Raw genomic sequence first — 15,831 nt, forward strand, 5'->3', positions numbered from 1 at the left:
CTCTCAGCGCGGATTGCGCTCCTTGCGAAGCTTCGCCCACCAATCCAGCCGCTTGCGGATCTCGCGTTCGAAACCGCGTTCGGGCGGATCGTAGAAAGTCTGGCGGCCCATTTTCTCCGGAAAATAATCCTGGCCTGAAAAGGCGTCCGGCTCGTCGTGGTCGTAGCGGTAGCCTTCGCCATATCCCTCGCCCTTCATCAGCTTTGTCGGCGCGTTCAGGATGTGCTTCGGCGGCAGGAGCGAACCATTCTGCTTCGCAGCCATGGTCGCAGCCTTGAAGGCAGTATAGACCGCGTTCGATTTCGGTGCGGTCGCGAGATAGACGCAGGCTTCTGCCAGTGCCAATTCACCTTCCGGCGAACCGAGATAGTCATAGGCATCCTTGGCGGCATTGCAGATTACCAGCGCCTGCGGATCGGCAAGACCGATATCCTCCACCGCCATGCGTACCAGCCGTCGGCCAAGGTAGAGCGGGTCCTCGCCGGCATCGAACATGCGGGCGAGATAATAGAGCGCGGCATCCGGATCGGAACCGCGGACCGATTTGTGAAGTGCAGAGATCAGATTGTAGTGACCGTCCTGTGCCTTGTCATAGACGGGCGCGCGACGCTGGACGATGCGCGTCAGGCCCTCGGTATCGAAGGTCTCGCCTTGGCGGGCAGCGCGCCAGACTTCCTCGGCCAACGTCAGCACGGCGCGACCATCTCCGTCGGCCATGCGGATCAGGCTGGCGCGCGCATCCTCGGTCAAAGGCAACGATCTGCTCTCGGCAGCCTCTGCGCGCTTCAGCAGTTCCTCAAGGCTCTGCTCGTCATGCGACTTGAATGTCAGCACGCGGGCGCGCGACAGCAGAGCGGCATTGAGTTCGAAGGATGGGTTCTCTGTTGTCGCGCCGACGAGGATGACGGTGCCGTCCTCCATGACCGGTAGGAAACTATCCTGCTGAGCGCGGTTGAAGCGATGAATCTCATCAACGAAGAGCAGCGTCTGGCGGCCATCCATGCGGCGCATGCGAGCTGCTTCGAAGACTTTCTTCAGATCGGCGACGCCGGAAAAGATCGCCGAGATCTGTTCGAATGCCAGACCGGCTTCTCCGGACAGCAGCCGCGCGACCGTCGTCTTGCCGGTGCCGGGCGGGCCCCAAAAAATCATAGAGCCGAGCGAACCGCTGTCGATCATCCGGCGCAGAACGCCGTCCTCACCGGTCAGATGCTCCTGACCGGTGACCTCTCCAAGCGTCTTCGGCCGCAGGCGATCGGCAAGCGGCCGCCGACTGGCGACCTCTTCCGGAACACGCGGCGCGAAGAGATCGTCACTCATCGGAAGAACTGCCTGATACGCTGACCATCGCGCTCGATCTCGACCCGCCAGAGGCCGGGGTCGGAATCGGCGATCTCCTGCAGGTCACGGCTGGTTTTCACTTCGGCCCCATTGATAGAAACGATGATATCCTTCGGCTCGAAACCGAGCCGGGCAGCGGGAGAATCCGCTGCAACGTCGGAAATGACGACACCCGTTGAATCGAGCGGCATCCTCAGTTCGTCGGCCACACGCGGCGAAAGGTTTTCCACGACCGCGCCGGTAAAGGGCGTACGTCCACCGATCGTGCGCTGATCGCGAGGCTGGGTCTCCGGCGCGCGGACAAGAGCGAGGGCCACCTGCTGCGCACGCCCATTCTCCATGACCGTCAGATTGACAGTCTTACCGAGGCCGGCCGTCGTCAGGCGGTAGAGGAGCGCATCTGGATGCTCTACGGCGATGCCGTCAACGGCGGTAACGATTTCGCCCACCTTGAGGCCTGCCTTGGCTGCCGGGCTATTTGCCGTAACCTTGGCGATCAGTGCGCCGCGCGCCTTATCAAGGCCAAGTGCGTCGGCAACCTCCGACGTCACCGGATCAAAGCTTGCGCCGATATAGGGTCGTTCGAAGGATTTGACGCCGGAATCGGCCGAGGCGAGGAAGACCTTCACGAGGTTGGCGGGAATGGCAAAGCCGATACCGTTCGAACCACCGCCTCGCGAGAAGATCGCCGTGTTGATGCCGATCAGCTCGCCCTTCATGTTCATCAGCGCGCCGCCGGAATTGCCCGGATTGATCGAGGCATCCGTCTGAATGAAGAAGCCGAACTCGTTCTTGACGACCTGATTGCGGGCAAGAGCAGAAACAATGCCGCTCGTCACGGTCTGGCCGACACCGAAGGGATTGCCGATCGCCAGTACGAGGTCACCGACCTCCACCGCATCGGAATTGCCGATCGGCAGCGTCGGGAAATCGGCCTTGCTATCGATCTTCAGCACGGCCAGATCGACGCGATCGTCGCGAAGAACGACCTTGCAGGGAAACTCGCGGCCATCGGACAGGGCCACCTTGATATCGTCGGCGCCTTCGATGACGTGGTTGTTGGTCACGACAGTGCCATTCGCCTCGACGATGACGCCGGAGCCGAGCGAAGACTGCTTCTCGGAGCGGTTCGGCATCTGCTGGCCGAAGAACTGCTCGAAGAAGGGATCGCCGGCAAAAGGCGACTGTCGCTGAATGGTCTTCTCAGCATAGACATTCACGACGGCGCCCGTGGTCTGTTTGACCAGCGGCGCGAAGGAAAGCTGCATCTGCATCTGGCTTTCCGGCACGGTCTTTGTCTGCGCCAAAGCTGCCGCCGGCAGCAGAAGCGTCAATGCCAGAAGGGAAACGGAGGCGTGTTTGAACAGGCCTTGCATGGGAATCCTTTTGAAATGCTCTCTAGAAAAACGTTGTAGCGCCCGACGCTAGAAAGGAAAGAGGGCGGAAGCATGGAAGATCGTGCAATACGGCTATGGGAATCTGAATCAGGAAAGTGAAGTAGGTTACTGATATTTAAGTCTAAAAGCAGCGAGCAGTCACCGACCAGAGACACCGCCTTGAAGGCCGCGAATGGGTTTGATCCTTGCCACAGAACCGACCTGCATCATCTTTGCCGTAAAGCGGAAACGAAGTGCCCTTGCAGTGGGAGAGATCATGAAGACCATCATTCAATCCGCCGCAGTCTGTGCGATGCTTCTCGCGTTTGCGCCGCACGGCGCGCTGGCAGCGAGCTTCGACTGCGATGCAAAGGAGCTGCAGCCGGATGAGAAGGTGATCTGTGAGAACCGATCGCTCAACGACGCCGATATAAAGATGGTGACGACCTTCGAGTTGTTGTCCGGCCTGCTGGCCATGGGCTCGCGCGGTACACTGCAGGACGAGCAGACAGCATGGCTGAAGAAGCGGCAGGCGTGCGGCGGCGATGCGGCCTGCATTGGTGCCGCTTATCAGGAGCGGTTGAAGCAGCTGGACGAGACCTACAAGAACATCAATCGTCCGCTCTGAGGACGTTTGGTCCTAATCTCTGCTGCCCTGGAAACTGGCAATTATCTGGTTGATGAGGCTGGTGGCGTGGCGCAGCCGCTCCTCGCCACAAGCGGCACCGTGTGCGTTTGCCCAAACCGCCTGACGGGCGGAGATATCGGCAAGCACTCTCTTTCCCGCATCAGTCAATTCCATCAGCTTGGCGCGCTGATGGACCGGGTTGGCGCGATAGGCAATCAACCCCTCGCCTTCAAGAAGATCGGCGATCCGTTGCACGCCTTGGCGCGCAAGGCCGAGGGTACGCGCTGCATCGGCAACCGACATGGGGGCGTGGTCAGCCGCAGCGAGCACCTGCCAGCGCGCGCTGGTCTGCCCAGCGGGTTTGGCAAGCGCATCGCCTTCTGCCTGCAGATGGGCAGAAAGGCGGAGCACTGCGATCGACAGTGCGGCAAAGGCATCGCCCTCAGGCGTACGTTCTTTCGACATATTGACAACATATTGTCATTCATAGTTAATGACAATATGTTGTCATATGATGCAACGATACGCAAGGAGGTGCGCATGAAGAAGACCTATCACGGAAGCTGCCATTGCGGCCGGATCCGCTACGAGGCGGATATCGATCTTCAGGCCGGGACGGGAAAGTGCAACTGCTCGATCTGCTGGAAGCGCCGCTATTGGGGTGCCAATATCAAGCCCGAAGATTTCCGGCTGCTTTGCGAAGAGACCGGCATCAGCGACTATCAGTTCGGCACATTCTCCGGCCATCATCGCTTCTGCGCCAATTGCGGCGTCGCGGCCTATGGCGATGGTTATGTCGAGGCGGTTGGCGGCGCCTATGTATCGATCAATCTCGCATGCCTTGACGATCTCGATCCCGCCGAGCTTGCGGAAGCGCCGGTGCAATATTTCGACGGCCGGAACAACAGCTGGTGGACCGTGCCGGCCGAAACACGGCATCTCTGAAAACGAAAGACCCGCTGACTTAATCAGCGGGTCTTAGATCTGAGCAGCTATTCGACTCAGCGAGCGTTCAGGTCACGAACGGCGCCGCGGTCGGCGCTGGTTGCGAAGGCTGCATAGGCCTTGAGCGCTGTCGAGACGTTGCGCTTGCGCGCTTCGGCCGGATGCCAGCCCTTCTGATCCTGTTCGGCACGGCGCGCGGTAAGTTCGGTATCGCTGATGCGCAGGCTGATCGTGCGGTTCGGGATATCGATATCGATCATATCGCCCTGGCGCACGAGACCGATCGTGCCGCCGTTGGCCGCTTCCGGCGAGACATGGCCGATGGAAAGGCCCGAGGTACCGCCCGAGAAGCGGCCATCGGTGATCAGCGCGCAAGCCTTGCCGAGGCCCTTCGACTTCAGGTAGCTCGTCGGATAGAGCATTTCCTGCATGCCGGGGCCACCCTTCGGGCCTTCGTAGCGAATGACGACAACATCACCGGCGACGACCTCATTGCCAAGGATGCCCTTGACGGCCGCATCCTGGCTCTCGAAGACCTTGGCCGGACCGGAAAATTTCAGGATCGATTCATCCACACCGGCGGTCTTCACGATGCAGCCGTCGAGGGCCAGATTGCCCTTGAGAACGGCAAGGCCGCCATCCTTCGAGAACGGATGTTCGACCGAGCGGATGACGCCACCAACACGGTCGGTATCGAGTTCGTCCCAGCGTGCCTCCTGGCTGAAGGCAATCTGGGTCGGGATGCCGCCCGGAGCAGCGCGATAGAATTTGCGGACCGTCTCGCTGTTGGTGCGGGTGATGTCCCAGCGGTCGATCGCGTCGCCCAGCGTCTCGGCATGGACGGTCGGGCAGTCGCGATTGAGAAGGCCGCCCTTATCCAGTTCGCCGAGAATCGACATGATGCCGCCCGCGCGATGGACGTCTTCCATGTGGACGTCGGACTTGGCCGGCGCGACCTTGGAAAGGCAGGGAACGCGGCGCGACAAGGCATCGATGTCGGCCATGGTGAAATCCACCTCGCCCTCATGGGCAGCCGCCAGAATATGCAGAACCGTGTTGGTGGAGCCGCCCATGGCAATATCGAGCGCCATGGCATTCTCGAAGGCCTGCTTGGAGGCAATTGCGCGCGGCAGGACCTTCTCGTCCTCCTGCTCGTAATAACGACGAGCGAGATCGACGATCAGGTGGCCGGCTTCGACGAAGAGGCGCTTGCGGTCGGCATGGGTGGCAAGTGTCGAGCCGTTGCCGGGCAACGACAGGCCAAGGGCCTCGGTCAGGCAGTTCATGGAATTTGCGGTAAACATGCCGGAGCACGAACCGCAGGTCGGACAGGCCGACCGCTCGATAACCTTGACGTCGTCGTCGGAGATCTTGTCATCGGCCGCAGCGACCATGGCGTCGACGAGATCGAGCGCATGGGTCTTGCCATGCAGGACGACCTTGCCGGCCTCCATCGGACCGCCGGAGACGAAGACGGTGGGTATGTTGAGGCGCAGCGAAGCCATCAACATGCCGGGGGTGATCTTGTCGCAATTGGAGATGCAGACCATGGCGTCGGCACAGTGGGCATTGACCATGTATTCAACGCTGTCGGCGATCAGTTCGCGCGAAGGCAGCGAATAGAGCATGCCGTCATGGCCCATGGCGATACCGTCGTCGACGGCGATCGTGTTGAACTCCTTGGCGACGCCGCCGGCCGCCTCGATTTCGCGGGCGACGAGCTGGCCGAGATCCTTGAGGTGAACGTGGCCGGGCACGAACTGAGTGAAGGAATTGACCACGGCGATGATCGGCTTGCCGAAATCCGAATCCTTCATGCCCGTTGCGCGCCAAAGGCCGCGCGCGCCCGCCATGTTACGGCCGTGGGTCGTGGTTCTGGAACGATAAGCTGGCATCGGTGTCTTCCCTCAATATCCAGGAATTTTCAGGCGATGCGGGGCGGCAAAAGGATTTGCGAAGGCCGGACGATCGCCGCTTTTTGGAATTGTCCTAATCCAATCGTTTCAACCTGTCACTACCGGGATGGCCAAAACCGGTACGGGTGCGCCATCAGTCGTATACGGATGCCAGCGCATATTTGTTACGGTCTATTCCATCACGGCCGAACACAAAAAATTGGCTTTTCGCGCCTAGGATTCAAGGCATACACACTAATGCGAAACGCGTAATCTGCGTTTAGGGATTCACACGGGCCACCCCCGCCCAAGAGGAACTCGCTATGGCAGCCTATCGTCCACCCAAGATCCGCTCGTCGGATATCACGCCGCGCAATGTCTATCTGAAGCGTCGGGAGTTTCTCGGTGCCGCAACGCTTGGGGCCATATCGCTTTACGGCGCCGGCAGGGCGAGCGCGGCCGCGCTTTCGACCGTCAAGAGCAAGTACACGGTCGATGATAAGCTCACGCCGATCAAGGACGTGACCAGCTACAACAATTTTTACGAATTCGGCCTCGACAAGGGCGACCCCGCAGCGCTTTCCGACAAGTTCAAGCCGCTGCCATGGACGATCAAGGTCGACGGCCTGGTCAACAAACCTGGCACCTTCGATATCGAAGCGCTGATGAAGGAATTCCCGATCGAGGAGCGCGTCTACCGCATGCGCTGCGTGGAAGCCTGGTCGATGGTCATTCCGTGGAACGGCTTTCCTCTGTCAGCGCTTCTCGACAAGGTGGAGCCGCAGGGCAGCGCCAAATATGTTGCCTTCGAAACCATTGTGCGGCCGGAGGAAATGCCGGGTCAGGGCGGCTTCTTCCAGTCGCTCGACTGGCCTTATGTCGAGGGGCTGCGCATGGACGAAGCCCGTCACCCGCTGACGCTGCTTGCCGTCGGCCTCTACGGCGAAACGCTGCCAAACCAGAACGGAGCGCCGGTGCGCCTCGTCGTTCCCTGGAAATACGGTTTCAAGGGCATCAAGTCGATCGTCCGCATCTCGCTTGTCGAGCAGCAGCCGAAGAACACCTGGCAGGTGACGAATGCTCAGGAATATGGCTTTTATGCCAACGTGAATCCTGACGTCGATCATCCGCGCTGGAGTCAGGCTACGGAACGGCGGATCGGCGAAAGCGGCTTCTTCGGTGCCAGCCGTCATCCCACCCTGCCCTTCAACGGCTATGCCGACGAAGTTGCCAGCCTCTACTCGGGCATGGATTTGAGGGCGAATTTCTGATGGCGGCGTTTTCGCTTGCCATTCCGAAGCGCTGGCAGCCGGCTTCCGTCTGGCTGCTCTACGCGATTGGGCTCGTGCCCGCGGCCTGGAATTTCTATCTCGGCGCGACAGACCGGCTTGGCGCCGATCCGGTCAAAACGTTCGAGCTCTTTCTCGGCATCTGGACCATCCGCTTCCTGATCCTGACGCTTGCGATCACTCCTGCCCGCGATCTTCTGGGCTGGAATTACCTGCGCTATCGCCGCGCGCTTGGTCTTCTGACCTTTTACTACGCGCTGATGCACTTCACCGTCTATATGGTGCTAGACCAAGCGCTGGATATTTCTGCCGTCATCGACGACGTGGTGAAGCGTCCGTTCATCATGTTCGGCATGGGTGCGTTGGCAATGCTCGTTCCGCTTGCCGTCACCTCGAACAATTATTCGATCCGCAGGCTCGGCAAGAACTGGATCTGGCTGCACCGCCTCGTCTACATCATCGCGGCCTCAGCTGCGGTACACTTCGCCCTGTCGACGAAGATCCTCGATCTCGAGCAGTATATCTATGTTGGCCTGATCATCGCTCTGATTCTCTACCGTTCTTATAAGCCGATCGGGCGGAGCCGGAAGAATGGCCAAGGACGGGCGCGTGGCAGCCGCGCCGTGGCATCATCGGCTTCGTGACGACTTGCGGATCGGATCAAGCATGCAGGCGGCCGCGATCCCGATCGCATATGCTGCGATATTCCAGGGCGAGAAGACCCGCCCGAGCAGCAAGGCACCGGTCATTGTCAATCGAAAGCCGTCGAGCCAAGGCGTGTGGTAGAGCCGGAACAGCTCAACGCCTGTGGCGACGAGCAATGCCATGACGGCAATTGCTGCGGGCCGAACGCTTGCGAGAGTTGCAACTGCAAAGGCCACCAGGAAATAAACCATCGATCCCCAAAGCAGTGAGCCCCCATATTTGACGATGGAGAACGGCAGATCGACCGCATAACCGAAACGCCTTAGCGTCAAGCCGCAAATGATGATGAGCAGCAGCGCCATAAAACGCTGGAACTGTAAGCCTTGAATCATTCTGCGCAACGCCGGTTGACCACCACAATCTCAACTGATTTGAACGGCTAATTGCGAAGCAGCAAGTTATCAAGCCTGCGCCATCCTTGCGCAGCCGCGATTGATAGCTTCAACCGGTCTGGGGGTCTCGCAGAACATGCCAAAAGCCGCCACGCTTCAAGGATTACTTCCTTTACTAGACAAGCACCTGATCGATCCACCGGCCGATTTTAAATGTAGTGGGATCGAACGCTTTGTCGTCGAACTCTTCTATTTTGTCGCCAAGGAAGCCCGGGCCTGCCTTTTTGCAGGCCTCTTTTTTCTGTCGATCTTCCTGGTTCCGCGTGCCGGTATCGTTGGTATCCCGCGCTATGATCTGCTGCTGGTCATCGCTCTTGCGATCCAGGTATGGATGGTTTGGGCAAAGCTCGAAACCATCGACGAATTGAAGGCGATCTCGGTCTTTCATCTGGTTGGTTTCGCGCTTGAGGTCTTCAAGACATCGAGCGGCATCCAGTCGTGGAGCTATCCGGATTTCGCCTATACGAAGCTGTTTGGCGTCCCGCTCTTTTCCGGATTCATGTATGCGGCCGTCGGCAGCTATGTCATTCAGGCCTGGCGCCTTTTCGATCTGCGCGTGAGACATCATCCATCCTACTGGATGGCCGGGCTCATGGCACTGGCGATCTACGCCAACTTCTTCACCCACCACTATATCGGCGACTACCGTTGGTACATCGCCGCATGCACGCTTGGTCTCTATGCGCGCACCACCGTCGTCTTCAGGCCGTATGATCAGGATCGGAAGATGCCGCTGCTTCTCGCCTTCGTCCTGATTGGCTTCTTCATCTGGCTTGCGGAAAACATCAGCACATTCTTCGGCGTGTGGCGCTATCCAAACCAGATCGGCGCGTGGTCAAGCGTCCATATCGGCAAATGGAGTTCATGGTGCCTGCTGGTCATCATGACGTTTACGATCGTCGCAAACCTTAAGCACATCAAAAGCAAGATTCACGTGCCGGAATGAACTCAAAAAATGGGCAACGAGCCAGCGCCTCTGTAGATGCAACCGCCGAATCCGGGCAGAGCCCGTCTATATGCAGGTCGCCGCTGCTCGCCCACAGTCGACGGTCAGGACACCTCCTCCAGCGAGGTGACAGTCGTCGAGTGCGCAGGTGGCGTAGTGGCGCGGTCTGAAATCTTCAGCAAGGCATTGAAGGGCACCGTTGGTCGGGGACGCAATGCCGTTGTGGGAAGCACCTTAGCAAAGCCCTGCAGATCGGCCGACTCTATTCCCTCAAGATCGTGTCACGCATCAAACGATGCCCTATGGTCCGCGCACCCGTCTTGTCGCCTGCGCGGATCAAGCTCCTGAAAGCGGCGTGTCGATTTCGGCCAGTCGCCTTCGACTAAGGGTGAGCCAGTCGAAGAAAGAGAGACAACTATGGTTTCCGTTGAGCACTCCGAACAAGTCCAATTACAGTCGCAGCACATCAGTGTCGTGCGCACCATGCAAGCCGTTTGGATACTGCTGAAGCATCAGCGAAGGTACCGCCGAAGCTTGAGCAAACTTTCGCGGTTTGACGCTCGTCTGCTCCTTGACGTCGGCTTGGTGTCCCCGGAAATCTCGACCGGGAAAACCGCAGAATGGTTTGCTCTCTGTCCAGACGATCAGAGGGCTGGGGCCAAAAGCCCCGGAGACGCGAGCCGGAGCCCAAGTGAGTCCGTGGCAGGATTCTTTTTTGCCCTTTGTCGAAGCGTGGCCTCCCAAAGCGACTAACATCGACAGCACCATGGAGAAACCAATGCGCTACCTCTGCCTCTTCTATATCGATCAAACTCTTGCTGATGCCGCCAGCAAGGAGGAATGGGCCGAGATCGACCGGGCGTCCCTGGCTTCCAATGAAGACCTCAAACGGTCAGGCCACTATCTCGCCTCCAACGCGCTTGCCGACCCAAAGTCTGCAAAGACACTGCGCGTTCGCGCCGGCAAGGTCAGTTGGAGTGACGGGCCCTTCGCAGAGACCAAGGAGCATCTGGGTGGTTTCCTGCTCATTGAAGCGAAGAACCTTGCGGAGGCAATGGAGATTGCAGAGCGGGACCCACTCGCTCGGATGGGGGCGATCGAGGTGCGAGAGACTGCTGGTTTTTAGATTCGAAGCGCCCGGCTACTTCTGTAGGCTATGTCGTTCGAGTTCTGAAATGAGACGCCGCTATGGCGCGGCTGGGATCGTTGCGGCATGCGCAATGTCATTAAGCCGCCCTTGATGCCAGGTCGGCGACGATCGATCGGTTGTGCTACCTGAGCGAAAAACGGTCTGCCAGTATTCTATTGCCTACGAAAAAGCCGGGCTCAGGGCCCGGCTTTTCTGCTTTCCGAAGACGGAAAATATCAGGCGGCGACAGACTGCTCTTCAGCAGCGACGCGGGCCTTGTCGGCTGCGCCCTTCGCGTAGGTGTCGCGATCAACGAATTCGATGACGGCAAGAGCAGCGTTGTCGCCCTGGCGGAAGCCGGCCTTCATGATACGCAGGTAACCGCCATTGCGGGTTGCGTAGCGCGAAGCGATCGTGTCGAAGAGCTTCGAAACGACAGCAGCGTCCTTGATCTGCGAGATCGCCTGACGACGAGCGTGCAGGTCGCCGCGCTTGCCGAGGGTGACGAGCTTCTCGACGATCGGGCGGATTTCCTTCGCCTTCGGCAGTGTCGTTACGATCTGCTCATGGGTAATGAGCGAAGCAGCCATGTTGGCAAACATTGCCTTGCGATGGCTTGCGGTTTTATTCAGCTTGCGGCCGGCCTTTGCGTGGCGCATTGCTATTCTCCTTTAATGCAGTGCCCTTACTTCGTTACCGGGCCTGCCGTTTCCTGGCACATGCAGGCGATAGGCCTGCTGTTTGACGGGGAAAGGCAGCCGTAAAGAGCCTGCCTTTTTGTTATGTTCTTGCGATCGGCGTGCGGGCGGGAAACCGCTTCACACTTTTCCTCACGCCGCTCAGTACTGGTCTTCGTAACGCTTTGCGAGATCTTCAATGTTCTCGGGCGGCCATGCCGGCACTTCCATGCCGAGGTGCAGGCCCATGGAAGCGAGAACTTCCTTGATTTCGTTCAGCGACTTGCGACCAAAGTTCGGGGTGCGGAGCATTTCTGCTTCGGTCTTCTGAATAAGGTCGCCGATGTAGACGATATTGTCGTTCTTCAGGCAGTTTGCCGAACGAACAGACAGTTCGAGCTCGTCCACCTTCTTGAGGAGCGCCGGGTTGAAGGCCAGTTCGGTGACTGCTTCTTCTTCGGCTTCCTTCTGCGGTTCGTCGAAGTTGACGAAGACGCCAAGCTGGTCCTGCAGGATGCGAGCCGCGAAAGCGACGGCATCTTCGCCGGAAACAGAGCCATCGGTTTCGATGGTCATGGTCAGCTTGTCGTAGTCGAGAACCTGTCCTTCGCGGGTGTTTTCAACCTTGTAGGACACCTTCTTGACCGGCGAATAGAGGCTATCGACCGGGATGAGGCCGATCGGAGCATCTTCCGCACGATTGCGCTCGGCCGGGACATAGCCCTTGCCGTTATTGACGGTGAACTCCATGCGGATTTCTGCACCCTCGTCGAGCGTGCAGATGACATGCTCGGGGTTGAGGATTTCGATATCGCCGACCGTCTGAATGTCGCCAGCTGTTACAACGCCTGGACCTTGCTTGCGCACGACCATGCGCTTTGCATCGTCGCCATCCATCTTGATGGCGATTTCCTTGATGTTGAGCACGATGTCCGTAACGTCTTCGCGGACGCCCGGGATCGAGGAGAATTCATGCAGCACGCCGTCGATCTGCACGGCCGTAACAGCGGCACCGCGCAAAGAGGAGAGCAGAACGCGACGCAGCGCGTTGCCGAGGGTGAGGCCGAAACCGCGCTCGAGCGGCTCTGCAACGAGAGTCGCCTTGGTGCGCGAGCTCGAAGAGAACTCCACCTTGTTCGGCTTGATCAATTCCTGCCAGTTCTTCTGAATCATGATTTTGCCTTCCGTTCGTTGCCACCATCCAATCGTGGCAACCGAGCTTGAAAACCACCGGGAGCGCTGTGGCGCTCACCGGTGACGATAGCGATGATCAGACGCGGCGCTTCTTGCGCGGACGGCAGCCATTGTGCGGAATCGGGGTCACGTCGCGGATGGACGTAATCATGAAACCGGCAGCCTGGAGCGCGCGCAGAGCCGATTCACGACCGGAACCCGGGCCGCAAACTTCGACTTCCAGCGACTTCATGCCATGTTCCTGAGCCTTCTTGGCGCAGTCTTCGGCAGCGATCTGGGCAGCGAACGGGGTCGACTTGCGCGAGCCCTTGAAGCCCTTGGCGCCAGCAGACGACCAGGCAATCGCATTGCCCTGCGCGTCAGTGATGGTGATCATCGTGTTGTTGAAGGTCGAGTTGACGTGAGCGACACCCGACGAGATATTCTTACGCTCGCGACGGCGAACGCGGACGGCTTCCTTAGCCATAGTATTCCTTTCTTGGATCTCTTCACCGCCGTAATCCCAGCGGCTACACCGGAACGGCCCCTGTATGGCGCCGCTCCAAACTCAAAAGAGGCCGGCGCAGACCGCCAGCCTCCCCTCTCCGGTTTCCCGGAAATTACTTCTTCTTACCAGCGATCGCCTTTGCCGGACCCTTGCGGGTACGGGCATTGGTGTGCGTGCGCTGACCGCGGACCGGAAGGCCACGACGGTGACGCAGGCCGCGATAGCAGCCGAGGTCCATCAGACGCTTGATGTTCATCGCGGTTTCGCGACGAAGATCGCCCTCGACCTGATAGTCACGGTCGATGGTTTCGCGGATCTGAAGGACTTCAGCATCCGTCAGCTGATGAACGCGGCGATCAGCCGGAATACCGACCTTTTCAATGATCTCCTGCGCGAATTTCGGACCGATCCCGTGAATGTAGGTCAGCGCGATGACGACGCGCTTTGCAGTCGGGATGTTGACGCCAGCGATACGTGCCACGCCTGTTCTCCTTGCATTCCAGTTGCCATCCGGCAATAGGGCTTCGTTATGCAGCCTAGGGCCGCTCGTTCAAATTCGGGTTCTCAACATCACAAAACGATCGAACCCGGATTTCCTTCGGGAAATCCGCGCCGATCGCAGGGAATGTCGCGAGTTGGCGCGGTTTAGCGGAATCAGTGCAAAAAAGCAACCGGCCCCGCCAAGTTTATTTTCTAAGCCTTTAAAGCTTGGAAAGAATGCCTTCGATCTCGGTCGTAACCTGATCGATCTCGGCCATACCATCGACGGACTTGAGCTTGCCCTTGGCGTAGTAGTAGCCGATCAGCGGCGAGGTTTCCTTGTAGTAGACCTCGAGACGCTTGGTCATGGTCTCGGCATTGTCATCGGGCCGACGCTTGAAGTGGGTCGAACCGCACTTGTCGCAAACGCCTTCCTTGACCGGGATCTTGTCCGTGTCGTGGTAGACGGTGCCGCACTGGGCGCAGGAGTAACGGCCTGCCACGCGGCGGACCAGTTCCTTGTCGTCAACACGGAATTCAATGACAACCGAGAGATCGATACCTTTGGCTTTCAGCATCGCCTCGGTGGCATCCGCCTGCACCAGCGTGCGCGGGAAGCCATCGAGGATAAAACCGTTGGCGCAATCGGGTTGATCGATTCGCTCGGAGACGATGGCGTTGACAATCTCGTCAGAGACCAGATTTCCGGCGTCCATGACAGCCTTGGCGCGCTTGCCGACTTCAGTACCGGCCTGGACGGCGGCGCGCAGCATATCACCCGTGGAAAGCTGCGGAATACCGTACTTTTCCACGATCCGCTGAGCCTGGGTCCCCTTACCCGCGCCCGGCGGCCCCAAAAGTATAAGTCTCATCGCCCCCTCTTTCCTCCTCGCAACTTCGATTTCTTGATCAGGCCTTCGTACTGCTGTGCGATCAGATGGCCCTGGATCTGCGCCACCGTATCAAGAGTTACGCTAACCACGATCAAAAGCGAAGTCCCACCAAGGGATAATGGAATGCCGGTTTGCGACACCAGAATCTCGGGAAGGATGCAGACGAAGACGAGATAGATTGCGCCGAGCACCGTGATACGGGTCAGCACGTAGTCGATATATTCGGCGGTACGATCGCCCGGGCGGATGCCGGGGATGAAGCCGCCATGCTTCTTCAGGTTATCGGCCGTGTCCTTCGGATTGAAGACGATAGCCGTATAGAAGAAGGCGAAGAAGGCGATGAGGCACGCATAGAGCACCATGTAGAGCGGCTGACCGTGGCCGAGGGCAGCAACAATCGATGTTGCCCAGGCAGGCATCGCCGTCGTGCTGGCAAAGCCTGCAACCGTCGCCGGCAGTAGCAGCAGCGAGGATGCGAAGATCGCCGGAATAACGCCCGAAGTGTTCAGCTTCAGCGGCAGGTGCGACGTGTCGCCCTGGAACATGCGGTTGCCGACCTGACGCTTTGGATACTGGATCAGCAGACGGCGCTGCGCACGTTCGACGAAGACGATGACGCCGATGACGGCGATCGCAACGACGATGACGGCCAGGATAAGCGTCGTCGACAGTGCACCGGTGCGGCCGAGTTCCAGCGTACCGGCAAGAGCGGTCGGCAGACCTGCCGCGATGCCGGCGAAGATGATCAGCGAGATGCCGTTGCCGATGCCGCGCGAGGTGATCTGCTCACCAAGCCACATCAGGAACATGGTGCCGCCGAGCAGCGTCAAAACGGTCGAAATGCGGAAGAACCAGCCCGGATCGACAACAAGGCCATTGCCACTCTCGAGACCGACGGCAATGCCGTAGGCCTGCAGCGCGCCGAGGATTACCGTGCCGTAGCGGGTATACTGGTTGATGATCTTGCGCCCCTGCTCGCCTTCCTTCTTCAGGTTTTCGAGCGCCGGCACGACCGAGGTCATGAGCTGCACGATGATCGAGGCGGAGATGTAGGGCATGATGCCGAGCGCGAAGATCGCCATGCGCTGCACGGCGCCGCCCGAGAACATGTTGAAGAGGCCGAGAATGCCGCCGGCCTGCCCCTGAAATGCCTGGGCATAGGCCTGCGGATTGAGGCCTGGAAGCGGGATATGGGTGCCCAGCCGGTAGACGAGGAGAGCTGCCAGTGTGAACCACAGGCGCTTCTTAAGATCCTCGGCTTTGGCGAAGGTAGAAAAATTGAGGTTTGAAGCCAGTTGTTCCGCTGCAGAAGCCATGCGTTTCTCCGCGCTACCAATTCCGGGCGCTCTCGAGTCGGCCGGCACCAGAATCAGTATGAATTTCTTTTAAAAACCGGGCTTCGGATGGATCGCTGGCGCAACCCGATGCCTCACCCTCGTTTCCAGTCTTACCGC

17 protein-coding genes are annotated in these 15,831 nt (G+C 59.1%); 6 read left to right on the top strand and 11 right to left on the bottom strand.

Features of this window, described 5'->3' with window-relative positions:
• Positions 1 to 3: 3 nt before the first annotated feature.
• Positions 4 to 1,320, bottom strand: coding sequence for a replication-associated recombination protein A (locus FHX08_RS09245; protein ID WP_132651258.1), 1,317 nt, complete (start codon positions 1,318 to 1,320; stop codon positions 4 to 6).
• Complete coding sequence (locus FHX08_RS09250) at positions 1,317 to 2,717, bottom strand: DegQ family serine endoprotease (RefSeq protein WP_132651257.1); 1,401 nt, start codon at positions 2,715 to 2,717, stop codon at positions 1,317 to 1,319. Before FHX08_RS09250 ends, FHX08_RS09245 begins: the two co-directional genes overlap by 4 nt.
• Positions 2,718 to 3,030: 313 nt before the next feature.
• Here FHX08_RS09250 and FHX08_RS09255 point away from each other — a divergent pair, with 313 nt between their 5' ends.
• Entirely contained in the window at positions 3,031 to 3,345 is a 315-nt protein-coding gene (locus tag FHX08_RS09255) for a lysozyme inhibitor LprI family protein (protein ID WP_245508226.1), read from the top strand.
• 12 nt (positions 3,346 to 3,357) lie between these two features.
• Here the strand turns inward: FHX08_RS09255 and FHX08_RS09260 are convergent, their stop codons facing one another.
• Positions 3,358 to 3,810: a MarR family winged helix-turn-helix transcriptional regulator gene (locus tag FHX08_RS09260; protein ID WP_132651255.1), complete on the bottom strand. Its 453-nt coding sequence runs from the start codon at positions 3,808 to 3,810 to the stop codon at positions 3,358 to 3,360.
• A gap of 75 nt (positions 3,811 to 3,885) precedes the next feature.
• On the opposite strand from FHX08_RS09260, the gene FHX08_RS09265 reads away from it, so the two are divergent.
• On the top strand, positions 3,886 to 4,290 hold the full coding sequence (locus FHX08_RS09265) for a GFA family protein (RefSeq protein WP_132651254.1): 405 nt from the start codon (positions 3,886 to 3,888) through the stop codon (positions 4,288 to 4,290).
• Positions 4,291 to 4,346: 56 nt separating this feature from the next.
• Here FHX08_RS09265 and ilvD read toward each other — a convergent pair whose 3' ends face one another.
• Entirely contained in the window at positions 4,347 to 6,185 is a 1,839-nt protein-coding gene (ilvD, locus tag FHX08_RS09270) for a dihydroxy-acid dehydratase (RefSeq protein WP_132651253.1), read from the bottom strand.
• 323 nt (positions 6,186 to 6,508) lie between these two features.
• Here ilvD and msrP point away from each other — a divergent pair, with 323 nt between their 5' ends.
• Positions 6,509 to 7,456: a protein-methionine-sulfoxide reductase catalytic subunit MsrP gene (msrP, locus tag FHX08_RS09275; protein ID WP_132651252.1), complete on the top strand. Its 948-nt coding sequence runs from the start codon at positions 6,509 to 6,511 to the stop codon at positions 7,454 to 7,456.
• A complete protein-coding gene (gene msrQ / locus FHX08_RS09280) occupies positions 7,456 to 8,118 on the top strand; it encodes a protein-methionine-sulfoxide reductase heme-binding subunit MsrQ (RefSeq protein ID WP_132651251.1) in 663 nt (220 codons plus the stop codon). The genes msrP and msrQ overlap by 1 nt, the downstream gene beginning before the upstream one ends.
• Here the strand turns inward: msrQ and FHX08_RS09285 are convergent.
• Complete coding sequence (locus FHX08_RS09285) at positions 8,104 to 8,511, bottom strand: DUF2809 domain-containing protein (protein ID WP_184327090.1); 408 nt, start codon at positions 8,509 to 8,511, stop codon at positions 8,104 to 8,106. The two genes, msrQ and FHX08_RS09285, sit on opposite strands and share 15 nt — an antisense overlap.
• Before the next feature lie 136 nt (positions 8,512 to 8,647).
• Here FHX08_RS09285 and FHX08_RS09290 point away from each other — a divergent pair, with 136 nt between their 5' ends.
• Together FHX08_RS09290 and FHX08_RS09295 are read left to right on the top strand one after the other, a co-directional pair.
• Complete coding sequence (locus FHX08_RS09290; RefSeq protein ID WP_132651249.1) at positions 8,648 to 9,517, top strand: DUF817 domain-containing protein; 870 nt, start codon at positions 8,648 to 8,650, stop codon at positions 9,515 to 9,517.
• Between the two features lie 778 nt (positions 9,518 to 10,295).
• A complete protein-coding gene (locus FHX08_RS09295) occupies positions 10,296 to 10,643 on the top strand; it encodes a YciI family protein (protein ID WP_132651248.1) in 348 nt (115 codons plus the stop codon).
• A 239-nt stretch (positions 10,644 to 10,882) separates the two neighbouring features.
• Here FHX08_RS09295 and rplQ read toward each other — a convergent pair whose 3' ends face one another.
• The 6 genes from rplQ to secY form a co-directional block, all read right to left on the bottom strand.
• Positions 10,883 to 11,305 carry a 50S ribosomal protein L17 gene (rplQ, locus tag FHX08_RS09300; RefSeq protein ID WP_184327091.1) on the bottom strand — a complete coding sequence of 141 codons (423 nt, stop codon included), beginning with the start codon at positions 11,303 to 11,305 and terminating at the stop codon, positions 10,883 to 10,885.
• Between the two features lie 180 nt (positions 11,306 to 11,485).
• Complete coding sequence (locus tag FHX08_RS09305; protein ID WP_018115507.1) at positions 11,486 to 12,496, bottom strand: DNA-directed RNA polymerase subunit alpha; 1,011 nt, start codon at positions 12,494 to 12,496, stop codon at positions 11,486 to 11,488.
• A gap of 97 nt (positions 12,497 to 12,593) precedes the next feature.
• A complete protein-coding gene (gene rpsK, locus FHX08_RS09310; protein ID WP_003547577.1) occupies positions 12,594 to 12,983 on the bottom strand; it encodes a 30S ribosomal protein S11 in 390 nt (129 codons plus the stop codon).
• A gap of 133 nt (positions 12,984 to 13,116) precedes the next feature.
• Positions 13,117 to 13,485: a 30S ribosomal protein S13 gene (rpsM, locus tag FHX08_RS09315; protein ID WP_066875641.1), complete on the bottom strand. Its 369-nt coding sequence runs from the start codon at positions 13,483 to 13,485 to the stop codon at positions 13,117 to 13,119.
• Between the two features lie 220 nt (positions 13,486 to 13,705).
• Positions 13,706 to 14,356, bottom strand: coding sequence for an adenylate kinase (locus FHX08_RS09320; protein ID WP_132651247.1), 651 nt, complete (start codon positions 14,354 to 14,356; stop codon positions 13,706 to 13,708).
• Positions 14,353 to 15,693, bottom strand: a complete 1,341-nt coding sequence (gene secY, locus FHX08_RS09325) for a preprotein translocase subunit SecY (RefSeq protein WP_132651246.1) — start codon at positions 15,691 to 15,693, stop codon at positions 14,353 to 14,355. The genes FHX08_RS09320 and secY overlap by 4 nt, the downstream gene beginning before the upstream one ends.
• Between the last annotated feature and the right edge of the window lie 138 nt (positions 15,694 to 15,831).

It is taken from the genome of Rhizobium sp. BK529 (assembly GCF_014194105.1).
GTDB lineage: Bacteria > Pseudomonadota > Alphaproteobacteria > Rhizobiales > Rhizobiaceae > Rhizobium.

Coding starts and splice junctions, on each gene's coding strand:
- FHX08_RS09285 (WP_184327090.1), bottom strand. CDS start 8,511: ATGATTCAAGGCTTACAGTTCCAGCGTTTTATGGCGCTGCTGCTCATC.
- FHX08_RS09305 (WP_018115507.1), bottom strand. CDS start 12,496: ATGATTCAGAAGAACTGGCAGGAATTGATCAAGCCGAACAAGGTGGAG.
- ilvD (WP_132651253.1), bottom strand. CDS start 6,185: ATGCCAGCTTATCGTTCCAGAACCACGACCCACGGCCGTAACATGGCG.
- FHX08_RS09250 (WP_132651257.1), bottom strand. CDS start 2,717: ATGCAAGGCCTGTTCAAACACGCCTCCGTTTCCCTTCTGGCATTGACG.
- rpsK (WP_003547577.1), bottom strand. CDS start 12,983: ATGGCTAAGGAAGCCGTCCGCGTTCGCCGTCGCGAGCGTAAGAATATC.
- rplQ (WP_184327091.1), bottom strand. CDS start 11,305: ATGCGCCACGCAAAGGCCGGCCGCAAGCTGAATAAAACCGCAAGCCAT.
- FHX08_RS09290 (WP_132651249.1), top strand. CDS start 8,648: ATGCCAAAAGCCGCCACGCTTCAAGGATTACTTCCTTTACTAGACAAG.
- msrQ (WP_132651251.1), top strand. CDS start 7,456: ATGGCGGCGTTTTCGCTTGCCATTCCGAAGCGCTGGCAGCCGGCTTCC.
- FHX08_RS09265 (WP_132651254.1), top strand. CDS start 3,886: ATGAAGAAGACCTATCACGGAAGCTGCCATTGCGGCCGGATCCGCTAC.
- FHX08_RS09295 (WP_132651248.1), top strand. CDS start 10,296: ATGCGCTACCTCTGCCTCTTCTATATCGATCAAACTCTTGCTGATGCC.
- FHX08_RS09320 (WP_132651247.1), bottom strand. CDS start 14,356: ATGAGACTTATACTTTTGGGGCCGCCGGGCGCGGGTAAGGGGACCCAG.
- secY (WP_132651246.1), bottom strand. CDS start 15,693: ATGGCTTCTGCAGCGGAACAACTGGCTTCAAACCTCAATTTTTCTACC.
- FHX08_RS09255 (WP_245508226.1), top strand. CDS start 3,031: ATGCTTCTCGCGTTTGCGCCGCACGGCGCGCTGGCAGCGAGCTTCGAC.
- msrP (WP_132651252.1), top strand. CDS start 6,509: ATGGCAGCCTATCGTCCACCCAAGATCCGCTCGTCGGATATCACGCCG.
- FHX08_RS09245 (WP_132651258.1), bottom strand. CDS start 1,320: ATGAGTGACGATCTCTTCGCGCCGCGTGTTCCGGAAGAGGTCGCCAGT.
- FHX08_RS09260 (WP_132651255.1), bottom strand. CDS start 3,810: ATGTCGAAAGAACGTACGCCTGAGGGCGATGCCTTTGCCGCACTGTCG.